Here is a 12,545-nt window from a genome sequence, read left to right on the forward strand (position 1 = left end):
GCGAGAGAGCCGGAGCGCTCTCCCGCCGGGCCGTCGTCGTCAGCCGTCCCTGCCGTGGGGCCCGATCGGGCCTGTCAGGCCTTGTTCTGCATGGAGCTCCGTGCCGGGTTGCCCTGTTCGGCGGCCTTGGGATCCTTCTCGTCGGCCTTGGCCCGTACGCCGTCGGCGATGCGCTTGCCGATGGTCTCGTCGATTTTCGACCAGTACGCGAAGGCTCGCTCGAGGACGGGTTCGCTCACTCCGTTGAGGAGGTGTCCGACGACGTTGTCGACCAGGCGGTCGCGGGCGGCGTCGTCCAGGACCTCGCGCACCATGGTGCCGGGCTGGCCCCAGTCGTCGTCCTCGGGGTGGGAGACGTAGGCGGCGCGGGTGATCTCACCGTCGGCCGTCCAGCTGGGCGGGGATCCGTAGTGCTCGGTGTCCGCCGCGGGGCCGCCCTTGGAGTTCGGGGCGTACACCGGGTCGGTGGTGTTCCGGTAGGCCATCGCCCCGTCCTTCGAGTAGGTGTGGACGTCGACGACGGGGGCGTTCACCGGAAGCTGCTGGTAGTTGCCGCCGATCCGATGGCGGTGGGCGTCCGCGTAGGAGAACAGACGGGCCAGCAGCATGCGGTCCGGGCTCGGACCGATGCCGGGGACGAAGTTGTTGGGCTGGAACGCCGCCTGTTCGATCTGAGCGTGGTTGTCGGTGGGGTTGCGGTCGAGCGTCATGCGACCGACCGGGATGAGCGGGTAGTCGCCATGCGGCCACACCTTGGTGAGGTCGAACGGATTGAAGCGGTAGCCCGCGGCGTCCTCGTACGGCATCACCTGCACGTACAGGGTCCAGCTGGGGTGGTCACCGTCCCGGATGTGCTCGAAGAGATCCCGGGTGTGGTAGTCCGTGTCGGCCGCGGCCATCTGGTCGGCCTCGTGCTGGGTGAAGAACTCGATGCCCTGGTCGGTCTTGAAGGTGTACTTCACCCAGAACCGCTCGCCGGCGGCGTTGATCCACATGTACGTGTGGGAGGTGTAGCCGTTCATGTGGCGCCAGGTCCGCGGGATGCCGCGGTCGCCCATCAGCCACGTGACCTGGTGGGCGGACTCCGGGGAGAGGGTCCAGAAGTCCCACTGCATGTCGTGGTCGCGCAGGTTGTTGTCCGCGCGGCGCTTCTGGGACCGGATGAAGTGCTGGAACTTCATCGGGTCCTTCACGAAGAAGACCGGCGTGTTGTTGCCGACCATGTCGTAGTTGCCCTCGCTGGTGTAGAACTTCACCGCGAAACCGCGCGGGTCGCGCCAGGTGTCCGGGCTGCCGCGCTCGCCGGCGACGGTGGAGAAGCGGATGACCAGGTCGGTGCGCGTACCGGGCTGGAAGAGGGCGGCCTTCGTGTACGCACTGACATCGTGTGTCACCTCGAAGTGACCGAAGGCGCCGCTTCCCTTGGCATGCGGCTGCCGTTCGGGTATCCGCTCCCGGTTGAACTGCGCCATCTGCTCGATCAGATAGGCGTCCTGCAGCAGGATCGGCCCCCCGGGGCCCACGGTGAGCGAGTGTTCGTCGCTCTCCACAGGTGCGCCGGAATCGGAGGTGGTGGCGGGTCGGATCTCCGTCATGAGTCGTCCCTTTCCTGGTGTACCGGCGGCCAGGTCGCGACTCCCGTACGGACGCGGCACAGACGATCCCAGCCGACACTTTTCCCATATGCGCGTGACCCGGAGGAGGCGGGATAAACGCCCTCGCCTCGACCCACCGGCATCGGGAGCGCAGGTAAGGAGCACGTGGGAGAATGTGCCCGCCGCGTCTCGGCCGACCTCATGCCCACCCGTGAAGGTCCTGCGCTCAGCACGCAATACTCGGGTCCCGATCCATCCCCACCTGGCATTATGGGAGCGGACGGAGATCCACCCGTTCTGTGTCGCAGTGGGGGCTAGAGGCAGTGCCACAACGGAATTCAGCTGACGATCACTTGCGCGCCCTTCACCAGCAGGGATGGGAGGCCGCGTGTTCTCTCCACCGACACCTGCGCGGCGGAGGGGAGTTGGCCCCGATCGCCACTCCAGGTGTGCTGCTCGAACAGGGTGAGATCGCATACGGCGACGTAGCGGCGGACTACTCGCGCTTTTACGGCACGAACGTGACCTACAACCAGCGCTCGGGCTTCTACTTCGGGTCACCGATGTTCGTCGCCGCCGGGCTGGTCGGAGACGCGCTCTCCAACAACAGCGCCCGCAACCGGGCACAGGCGATGGCTCAGGCGCAGTGGCGCGACTTCTCCTCCTGCCGTGCGATACTCACCGACCGTCGCATGCTGCTGCATGTCGCGGCGGAGAACCGTTGGGTGACGGTTCGGCACCACGAGATCATCAGTTTTCTTCCCGTGCTCGAACAGTGGGCGCTGTTCACCGACTACCAGCAGTGGGAGCCGATGCGGCTGGCCGGGCCGACCGTGCCGTGGCTGACCGCGGCGACGATCTCCGTGCTCAACCGGGGCCGGTCCGAGTACCAGCAGCTTCCGCCACTGCCCCTCCCGGACTGACCCCCTGATCTGTGTCGGTCACTTGCTGCGCTGCAGCGTTCCGGTGTCCTCCACGCTCGTCACCTCGTAGCGCAGAGCGCCGTCGCCCGAGGGGGTCAGGATGAGATCGACCTCGTCGACGCAGTTCATCGGGCTGCTCTCCTTGGTGATCTCCTCTCGGACCTGTACCGAATGCCCGGTGTCCATGGTGAGGATCCATCGGCCGCTGCACGCCAGTGACGGGTACTCGACGGTGGCCACCTGGTCGCCGATCTTCCCGCCCGTGTAGTTCACCTGGATCGAGTAGAGGCTGCCGTCCGACTCGCGCACGTTCCCGGTCCACTTGCCCTTGTAGTCGGCCGGGGACGCCTTCGGGGACTTCGTGGAGGAACCCGCCCCGGACGCCCCGGAGTTGGCTCCGTCCCCTTTTTCTCCGAGGCCGGGAAGCGCCACGGAGAGAATGATGGCGAGCACGACGACGGCGGCAAAAGCGAGCAGCACGGGGCCGACCCGGCTCGCTCGGCTGCCGCCCGGCGGGTAGCCGCCCGGTACCGGCGGCATCGGCGGTGTGGTCACCGTTGTCCGTGGCGTCGGCGTCGGCATCGGCGGCATGGGGGTCGGCGTCGGCGTGGGTACGGGGGGCATCGGTACCGGCGTCGGAGTGCCCGGCGGCGGAGCAGGGACGTGCCCGCCGTGCATGGTCGGCAGGGCGTGCACGTCGTCCCCGACACGACCCGGGGCCGGGTTGTCGACCCGGGTCGGCGGCGGCGCCTCCTCGAGGTCGAGGAGGGCGGCGGCGCGCCGGCCGAGCTCCGCCATCAGGGCGCCCGGAAGCCACGCGTCCGAGGTGCCATCCGCGGTGGCCGCCTCTGCCGTCGCCACGATCTCCGCCGGCGGAATCCGGTGCTCGGGCTGCTTGGCGAGGCACCGCCCCACGAACTCGGCCAGCGGCTCGGGCATCCCCTCCAGGTCCGGTTCGTCCTCGGTCACGCGCAGCATGATCGCGTGGGCGCCGCTGTCCGAGCCGCCGAATGGCTGTCGGCCCGTGGCGGCGAACGCCAGCACCAGTCCGAGACTGAACACGTCGCTCAGCCCGGTGATCTCGGTGCCCAGGATCTGCTCGGGCGACATGTACCCCGGAGAGCCGACCATCGCACCGGTGCGGGTCAGCACACTGGCCTCAGCCGCGCGGGCGACACCGAAGTCGATCACCCGGGGACCGTTGACCGTCAGCATCACGTTCGACGGCTTGAGGTCCCGGTGCACCAGCCCGCAGCCGTGGATGCTCTGCAGCGCACGGGCCAGACCGGAGGCCAGGTGCCACACCGACTGCTCCGGCAGCGGCCCGCCCATCTCGGTCACCGCCTCGTGCAGGGTGGGACCGGCGACATACCCGGTGGCGACCCAGGGCGTCTCCGCCTCGGTGTCGGCATCCAGTACCGGGGCCGTCCACTCCCCGCCCACCTGCCGTGCCGCGGCCACCTCCGCGCGGAACCGGCGTCGGAACTCGGCGTCGTACGCCAACTGCGCATGGACCAGCTTCACGGCGACCGTGCGCCCCCGCTGCGACCGGCCGAGGAACACCCGCCCCATGCCCCCGGCCCCGAGCCGTCGGAGCAACCGGTAGTCCCCGACCTGTGTCGGATCGCCGGGCCGCAAGTTCTCCATGACGGTTTCGTCCCCCTGTTTCCCTAGCCCGAGTGCCCTCGGCTCAGCATCGCACTACAGCCCGACGCTCAATACAACATCACCGGTTGCGCCTGCGGGTGTTACAGGTGGATCACACTGCGATCGAGGGGGCCGGGGTCGCGTCGGGTCACTCCACCGCGGTGGGCCTGCGGGACGCCGTCATCGCCTCGTTGACGTCCCTCAGCGGGCGCAGCCGGTAGGTGTAGGAGTAGTCGCGGCTCGGGAACAGCTTGTACCGGTCGTGGGTGTGCGCGCCCCAGCTGTTGTCGCCGCCCAGGCCCATCTGACGGTGGTTCACGCGCAGGACGACCTCGTCGCGCGGGGTGAGCTGGTAGTCGTGGCGCACCCCGGACGACAGGTCCTCCGGGGTGAAGTGCGAGGCGTTGACCTCCAGCAGGGGTTCGCCGGAGACGAGGAGGCCGGTGCCCCTGGCGTCGGTCAGGGCGATCCAGCGGACGTCGGTCTTGTTGCCGTTCTCCTGCGGGCGGATGTACGGGGTCCACTGCTCGGAGACGGTTCCGGAGTACACGCCCACGTCGGTGGCGTCTCGGCGGTCGACGTAGTTCTCCTCCGGCCCGCGGCCGTAGTAGCGCAGGCGCTCGAAACGTCCGGGGAGGCACAGCAGCGTGCCGACCTCCGGGATGTACGGCAGGGACGCGGCGCCCGGGTGCAGGGTGTTGTCGACCCTGATCTCGCCGTTGCCGAACACCGTGTAGGTGGTGGTGTACGTCGACTCGACGGAAGTCGGCAGCGTGCCGCTGACCTTGATCTCCACCGCCTTGTCGCGGAGGGCGCGCACCGCCACGTCCGTCACCTTGCGGTTCGCGCCCGCGTCGCGCCAGGTCTGGTTGCGGGTGTGCTGGCCGTTGCCGCGGTCGTTCTCGGTGGGCGCCCGCCAGAAGTTCGGCACCGGGCCGGAGGTGAGGAGCCGGGTGCCGCGGGACTCGTACGACGTGATGACGCCACTGGTCCTGTCGACGGTGACCGAGAAGCCCTCTCCCCTGACGGTGAGGACCTTGTCCCCCTCCTCGTGGCGGAGGGCCGGCACGTTCGCCAGGGGCACGGGCGTCACGGGCGGGGTGTCGGCGTCGATGGCGAGTTGTTGCTTGGCCACCTCGAAGCCCGCCTTCGCCCACGCGGTGGATTCCTTGGTGGTGAAGGAGAGCTGGAGGAAGTACTCGGTGCCGGGGGCCGGGTCGTCCGGCAGCTTCACCGGCACCGTGATGTCCTTGCTGCCGAGCGGCGGGACGTCCAGCTGGTCGCGGCTCAGCCTGCCGCTCCGCACCACCTCGCCGTCGGCGACGAGCTCCCAACGGCCGTCGAACTCACGGAGGTTGGTGAAGAGGTACTCGTTGGTGAGGGTGATGGCGGCGCCGGCTGTCAGTGAGTCACCGGACGCCGGGGCCGCGTTGACCGCCTGGTAGATCTGCTTGATCTCGGCCGCCTTGCCGGTGTGGCGGCGGTCGGCGGTGACGATGCCGTCGGCGTTGGAGGTGCCGTCGTTGGGGTTGTCGCCCCAGTCGCCGCCGTACGGGAAGAAGGTCTTCGCGCGGGGCCGCTTCTCGGTGAGGTCGACGGTGGCCGCGTCGAACCAGAAACGTACGCCGTCGTCACCGGGACCTCGGCTGTCGCGGCCGAGTTCGGCGGCGCTGAGCGCACGGGCGTACACGCGTGCCCGCCGGATCGTGCCGCTGAACTCCCGGGTGGGGTTGTCCACGTCGGTGGCGAGGGCGAGGGGCGCGGTGGTGGTGGCGGGCCTGCGCGTGGTGGTGCGGGTGGACTTCACCTCGCCGTCGACGTGGAGGGTCAGCGTGCCCGTGTCCGCGTCGAAGACTCCGGCGATGTGGTGCTCGCGGCCGGTCCAGTCGGCCGGGAGGGTCCAGTTGGCAGTGATCCACTGGCCGTCGCCGTGGATGAAGAACTCCAGGGTGTTGTCCGACTGCTTGAGGGCGTACTGAGTGTCGCCCTTGGCGATGATCGGCTGGTGGTAGCCGGTGTGGTGCGGGGTGACCCAGGCTTCCAGGGTGAGCGAGCCGGTGAGGTCGAGGCGCTCGTCACGGGGGAAGACGGTGGCCCCGGAGACGCCCTTGGCGCGGTCGAAGGTGCCGCTCGCGGTGAGGATCTCGCCGCGCAGGGCGCCCGGCCCGGCCTCGGTGAGGAACTTGCGCGTCGGCACGGGCCAGTTCAGCGACTGGTCGACGAAGTCCCAGATCCAGCCGCCCTGGAGGACGTCGTGGCGGCGGACGATGTCCCAGTACTCCTTGAAGTTGCCGTTCGAGTTCCCCATCGCGTGCGCGTACTCGATCATGACGTACGGCCGAGTGTCGGCGGTGTCGTTCGCGCGCTGCTCGACGCGGGACGGACTGTCGTACATCTCGGAGCGGATGTCGCTGACCGCCGGCCGGTCGTCGCCCTCGTACTGGATCACGCGCGTGGTGTCGTAGGACTTGATCCAGTCGTGCATGGCGACGAAGGTGCTGCCGCCGCCGGCCTCGTTGCCGAGCGACCAGATGACGACCGAGGGGTGGTTCTTGTCGCGGTGGACCATGCTCTGGGCGCGGGCCACGCATGCCTTGGTCCAGTCGGCGTGGTTGCCGGGGTACTCGCCGCGGATGCCGTGGGTTTCGAGGTTGGTCTCGTCGACGAGATAGAGGCCGTACTCGTCCGCGAGTTCGTACCAGAGCGGGTTGTTGGGGTAGTGCGAGGTGCGGACGGAGTTCATGTTCATCCGCTTGATGATCTCGATGTCCCTGACCATGTGCGCGCGGGTGAGTGCCATGCCGCTGTCGGGGTGCATCTCGTGCCGGTTCGCGCCGCGGAAGGACACCGGCTTGCCGTTGATCCGCATCAGGCCGTCCTTGAGCGCGAACTCGCGCAGGCCGACGCGGTGCGAGAGGGTCTCGATCACCTTCCCGGCCGGGTCGCGCAGCCGCAGTAGGGCGGTGTAGAGGTTCGGGTGCTCGGCGGACCACAGCTTCGGCTCGGGCACGGCTCTGCTCGCCCGGACGGTCACGTCCTCACCGGCGGGGGCGGACGCGAGGTCGACGGCCTGCTGGAGCGGCCTGGACCACACGGCGTGGCCGCGGGAGTCGTACAGCTGCGTCTCGACGGAGTAGCCGCCCTCGGCCGTCCCGCCGTACGAGCGCACGGTGGCGGTGACGGACAGCTCGGCGGCGCTGTGGTCGTCGCTGAGCGGGGTGTCCAACTTGAAGTCGCGCAGGCGGACTTCGGGCGTGGAGTAGAGGTAGACCGAGCGGAAGATGCCGCTCAGCCGGATCATGTCCTGGTCCTCCAGCCAGTCGCCGTCGGAGAAGCGGTAGACCTCGACGGCGATCTGGTTGGTGCCGGGCTTGAGGTGCGGGGTGACGTCGTACTCGGCGGGGGTGAACGAGTCCTCGGCGTACCCCACCAACTCCCCGTTGATCCACACGTAGTGCGCGGACTTCACGCCCTCGAAGTGCAGGAAGGTGCGCCGTCCCGACCAGCCGCGCGGCACGGTGAAGGTACGGCGGTACTGCCCCACCGGGTTGAAGCGGGTCGGTACGGCCGGGGGCTGGGCCTCCTCGCCCAGGCCGTTCGGGCCCCACCAGGGGTAGGTGATGTTGACGAAGATCGGGCGGTCGTAGCCGTGCATCTGCCAGACGGAGGGGACGGGGATGCTGTCCCAGTCGCTGTCGTCGACGTCGGTGCGGTGGAAGTCGGGGTCCCGGTCGTCGGGGCGGTCGGCGTAGGCGAACTTCCACTTGCCGTCGAGGCCGATCCGGTAGGGCGAGCGGGTGCGGTCGGCGTCCAGCGCCTGCCGTACGTCCGCGTACGGCATGAGGGTGGTGTGCGGCGGCTGGGTGCCGATCCGGAAGACGTCGATGTGGCCGTTCCACTCAGGGGTGTCGGCCGCCGCTCCGGCCCCGTCGGCCGCGTGCACCGTGGCGGACGATCCGGCGACGGCGAGCACCCCGAGCAGGGCGGCTCCCCCCTCCAGGAGACGGCGGCGGCTGACCGGTACGCCCGGCGTGCGGAACGGGCCGGTGGGGGGCACGGGGGTGAGCGGCATCGACGTGTGGCCTTCCTCGGGACGACAGTGCGGCGCTGCACGGCTTGAGGGAGCGTCAGATCATGTGCGGTGCTGTTGGGAAACCCAACGCACACTAGGTTGTGAACACAGTGGAAGCAATGACGCTGTCGAGGTTTGTGTGTTCCTGATGGGTACGGCCGTCGACCTTGGCCGAATCCAGCTGCTCGAACTGTGTCCGGTACAGCTCGGCGTAGCGTCCGCCCGCCGCCAGCAACTCGTCGTGCGTGCCGCGTTCGACGATCCGGCCGGCCTCGACGACCAGGATCAGGTCCGCCGCCCGCACGGTGGACAGCCGGTGGGCGATCACGACCGCGGTCCTGCCCTCCAGCGCCTCGGCGAGCGCCTCCTGGACGGCGGCCTCGGAGGTGTTGTCGAGGTGGGCGGTGGCCTCGTCGAGGATGACGACGCGCTGGCGGGCCAGCAGCAGCCGGGCGATGGTCATCCGCTGGCGTTCGCCGCCGGAGAGCCGGTAGCCGCGCTCGCCGACCACCGTGTCGAGGCCGTCGGGCAGGGACCGTACGAGATCGTCGAGGCGGGAGCGGCGCAGGGCGTCCCACAGTTCGGCGTCGGTGGCGGTGGGGCGGGCCAGCAGCAGGTTGGCGCGGACGGTGTCGTGGAAGAGGTGGCCGTCCTGGGTGACCATTCCGAGGGTGCCGCGCAGGGACTCGGCGCTGAGGTCGCGGACGTCGGTGCCGGCCACGCGCACGGCGCCCTCGTCGACGTCGTACAGCCGCGGGAGGAGTTGGGCGACGGTCGACTTGCCGGCGCCGGACGAGCCGACGAGGGCGACCGTCCGGCCGGGTTCGGCGCGGAAGGAGATGCCGTGCAGCACCTCGGCCCCGCCGCGCGTGTCGAGGGTCGCGACCTCCTCCAGGGAGGCGAGGGAGACCTTGTCGGCGGAGGGGTAGCCGAAGCGGACGTTCTCGAACTCCACCGACACCGGGCCCTCGGGGACCTTCTTCGCGTCCGGCTTCTCCTCGATCAGCGGCTTCAGGTCGAGCACCTCGAAGACGCGCTCGAAGCTGACCAGGGCGCTCATGACCTCGACGCGGGCGCCGGCGAGCGCGGTGAGCGGCGCGTACATACGGGTCAGCAGCAGCGCCAGTGAGACGACGGCGCCCGGCTCCAGGGTGCCGCGCAGGGCGAACCAGCCGCCGAGGCCGTAGACCAGGGCGAGGGCCAGGGCCGACACCAGGGTGAGCGCGGTGATGAACACCGACTGGGCGACGGCCGTCCGTACGCCGATGTCGGCCACCCTGCGGGCCCTGGCCGTGAACTCCTCCGACTCCTCCCCCGGGCGCCCGAAGAGCTTGATCAGTGTGGCGCCGGGCGCCGAGAAGCGCTCGGTCATGCGGGTGCCCATCGCGGCGTTGAGTGCGGCGGCCTCCCGCTGCATGCGGGCCATGCGGTGGCCCATGCGGCGGGCCGGGATCACGAACACCGGGAGCAGGACGAGGGCGAGCAGGGTGATCTGCCAGGACAGGGTGAGCATGACGGCGACGGTGAGCAGCAGGGTGACGAGGTTGCTGACCACGCCGGACAGCGTGTTGCTGAAGGCGCGCTGGGCTCCGATGACGTCGTTGTTGAGACGGGAGACCAGCGCTCCCGTACGAGTACGTGTGAAGAACGCGACCGGCATGCGCTGCACATGATCGAACACAGCCGTCCGCAGATCGAGGATGAGGCCCTCGCCGAGCGTCGCCGACAGGCGCCTGGCGATGATCCCGAGCACCGCCTCCGCCACCGCGATCAGGGCGATCAAGAGGGCCAGGCGGACGACGGTGCCCTCGTCGCCGCCCGTCACGATCGCGTCGACGACGCGTCCGGCGAGTACGGGGGTCGCGACGGCGAGCAGCGCGGTCATCACCCCGAGCACGACGAAGAGCGCGATCCGGCGGCGGTGCGGGCGGGCGAAGGCGGCGATGCGGCGCAGCGTGGCGCGGGCGAAGGGGCGGCGCTCCTGCTCGGCGTTCATGACGCTGTGCAGCTGGGTCCAGGCTGTGGTCTCCATGCTCATGCGAGAGAACGTAGAACCTCAAGCAATGTTGAGGTCAACACCGAAGTCCGTCCGCAGCCGGTCCGTAAGGTGCCGTCCCCGCTGTCGCTACCCGCAGTTGTCACAGCGTGGAGAACCTCTCCGAATGTGACAGCCGTACGACTTCCCGCGGGACGCCTGCTCAGACGTCTCCCGGTCCGCCGGATCCTGGTCCTGCTTCCGCTCGTCCTCGTCATCGTGGTCGCGGTGCAGCACCGCTCCGTGCTCGCCGAGGGCATCGGTCATCTGGCGACGGCCAAGTGGCCGTGGCTGCTCGCCGCGGCCTGCGCCACCTGCCTCACCTGGGTCGCGGCGGCCGTCACCCGGCAGGGCGCCGTCATCGACCGGCTGCCCAAACTGCGGCTGCTCGTCACGCAGTTCGCGGCGGGCTCCGCCAACCACCTGCTGCCCACCGGGCTGGGCGCGAGCGCGGTCAACCTGCGCTTCATGACGGTGTGCGGGCTGCCGCTCGCCCGTTCCTCGGCCGCGCTGGCCCTGTATCTCCTCGCGGAGAGCGTGGCCCGCGTAGGCCTGCTGGCCGCCCTGCTGATCGCCTTCCCGCACGCGCTGCAACTCGGGCCGCTCCTGCCGGAGGGGGCGTGGGGCCCGCTGCTGCTGGTCATCGGCGCGGCGGCGATCGTGATCGTGGCCGTCTTCGCACTCGTACGCCGACTGCGCACCGCCGTGTTCTCCTTCCTGCGCACCGCGGTGGACGAAGCGCGCTCGGTGCACACCCGCCCGTCCCGGGCACTGGCACTGTGGGGCGGTTCGCTGGCCTTCCCCGCGCTGCAGGCGGCCGGCCTGGTCCTGGTCGGGCTCGCCCTGGGGCTCGACGTGCCGCCGGCCCACATGGCGCTCGCCTATCTGGCGGCGACCGTCGCCGTCGCCCTGGTGCCGACACCGGGCGGGCTCGGCTCGGTCGAGGCGGCGCTGATAGTGGCGCTGGTGGCGGCGGGCGGCCCGGTTGCGGTGGCGACGGCGGTCGTGCTGGCGTACCGGATCATCACGGTGTGGCTGCCGCTGCTGCCGGGGGCACTGACGCTGGGGGCGCTCGTGCGCTTCAAGGTCATCTGATCAAGGCCGTCCAATCCGGGCAGTCCGATCCAGGCGGTCCGATCCAGGCGGTCCGACCGATCGGTTCCGGTGGAAGGTCATGTGACCAGTCAGTAACGTACGGGGTCCGACCCACGGAAGGGACCCCGCCATGCCGGTCCGCGTCGAGCGCCAGGGGCACGTCACCACCGTCGTTCTCTCCCGTCCGGAGGTCCGCAACGCGGTCGACGGGCCCACGGCCGCCGATCTCGCCGACGCCTTCCGGGAGTTCGACGCCGACGACGAGGCGCGGGTGGCGGTGCTGTGGGGCGAGGGTGGCACGTTCTGCGCGGGCGCCGACCTGAAGGCGCTCGGCAGCGGACGGGGCAACGAGGTCGCGCAGGACGGTGACGGCCCGATGGGGCCGACCCGGCTGCGGCTGTCCAAGCCGGTGATCGCCGCTGTCGCGGGACACGCCGTGGCCGGAGGTCTCGAACTGGCGTTGTGGTGTGATCTGCGGGTCGCCGAGGAGGACGCGGTCTTCGGGGTGTTCTGCCGCCGCTGGGGCGTACCGCTGATCGACGGCGGCACGGTACGGCTGCCCCGGCTGATCGGCACGAGCCGCGCCATGGACATGATCCTGACCGGACGTCCGGTGCCGGCCGGCGAGGCGTACGGGATGGGGCTCGCCAACCGTGTGGTGCCGAGCGGACGCTCCCGCGCCGAGGCCGAGGAACTGGCCGCCACGATCGCGCGGTTCCCGCAGGCCTGCCTGCGCGCCGACCGCGCCTCCGTGCTCGACCAGGAGGGGCTGGCCGAGCCGGCCGCGATGCGCGCCGAACTCCGGCACGGCATGGGTGTGTTGGCTCAGAGCCTGGAGGGCGCGTCCCGTTTCGCCTCCGGTGCGGGGCGGCACGGGTCGTTCTCGGACATGTGACGCGGCTCACCGCTGAGGCATCCGTACCGCATCCCCTACCCCATCCCGTGCCCCGTCGCTGCGGGAGCGTGCGCGGCGTGGAGCGCCCCCTGAGCGGCGCTCGCGCATCAAGCGCGCCTCCGGAGGCGGTCGTTCCGCCCTCGGGGTGCCGGAAGTTCGAGGGAGAATGCCCGAAAGCGGCTGATGAGGCCGTCCGGCCGACGCTCCTGGTGCGAACGCGTGTACCCGATACGGCAGGATGAGCCCTCGTGCCGGTCTCGGGGGATGGGGTGGCCGGCGCGAC

At 70.2% G+C, this 12,545-nt stretch carries 7 protein-coding genes; 3 read left to right on the plus strand and 4 right to left on the minus strand.

Annotation, left to right across the window (positions count from 1 at the left end):
- Positions 1 to 74: 74 nt before the first annotated feature.
- Complete coding sequence (locus tag OG331_RS09995) at positions 75 to 1,595, minus strand: catalase (RefSeq protein WP_406194099.1); 1,521 nt, start codon at positions 1,593 to 1,595, stop codon at positions 75 to 77.
- A 425-nt stretch (positions 1,596 to 2,020) separates the two neighbouring features.
- On the opposite strand from OG331_RS09995, the gene OG331_RS10000 reads away from it, so the two are divergent.
- On the plus strand, positions 2,021 to 2,518 hold the full coding sequence (locus tag OG331_RS10000) for a hypothetical protein (protein ID WP_328877784.1): 498 nt from the start codon (positions 2,021 to 2,023) through the stop codon (positions 2,516 to 2,518).
- An 18-nt stretch (positions 2,519 to 2,536) separates the two neighbouring features.
- On the opposite strand, the gene OG331_RS10005 is transcribed toward OG331_RS10000, so the two are convergent.
- The 3 genes from OG331_RS10005 to OG331_RS10015 form a co-directional block, all read right to left on the minus strand.
- Complete coding sequence (locus OG331_RS10005; RefSeq protein WP_406194101.1) at positions 2,537 to 4,165, minus strand: serine/threonine-protein kinase; 1,629 nt, start codon at positions 4,163 to 4,165, stop codon at positions 2,537 to 2,539.
- A gap of 148 nt (positions 4,166 to 4,313) precedes the next feature.
- Positions 4,314 to 8,237 carry a glycoside hydrolase family 2 TIM barrel-domain containing protein gene (locus OG331_RS10010; protein ID WP_406194103.1) on the minus strand — a complete coding sequence of 1,308 codons (3,924 nt, stop codon included), beginning with the start codon at positions 8,235 to 8,237 and terminating at the stop codon, positions 4,314 to 4,316.
- Between the two features lie 94 nt (positions 8,238 to 8,331).
- Positions 8,332 to 10,275: an ABC transporter ATP-binding protein gene (locus OG331_RS10015; protein WP_406194105.1), complete on the minus strand. Its 1,944-nt coding sequence runs from the start codon at positions 10,273 to 10,275 to the stop codon at positions 8,332 to 8,334.
- 126 nt (positions 10,276 to 10,401) lie between these two features.
- On the opposite strand from OG331_RS10015, the gene OG331_RS10020 reads away from it, so the two are divergent.
- Positions 10,402 to 11,367 (plus strand): YbhN family protein, encoded by a 966-nt coding sequence (locus tag OG331_RS10020; RefSeq protein ID WP_406194107.1) that lies wholly within the window; start codon positions 10,402 to 10,404, stop codon positions 11,365 to 11,367.
- Between the two features lie 130 nt (positions 11,368 to 11,497).
- Positions 11,498 to 12,262: a crotonase/enoyl-CoA hydratase family protein gene (locus tag OG331_RS10025; protein ID WP_406194110.1), complete on the plus strand. Its 765-nt coding sequence runs from the start codon at positions 11,498 to 11,500 to the stop codon at positions 12,260 to 12,262.
- The last annotated feature ends 283 nt before the right edge of the window (positions 12,263 to 12,545 follow it).

Source organism: Streptomyces sp. NBC_01017, assembly GCF_045162795.1.
Taxonomy (GTDB): domain Bacteria; phylum Actinomycetota; class Actinomycetes; order Streptomycetales; family Streptomycetaceae; genus Streptomyces; species Streptomyces machairae.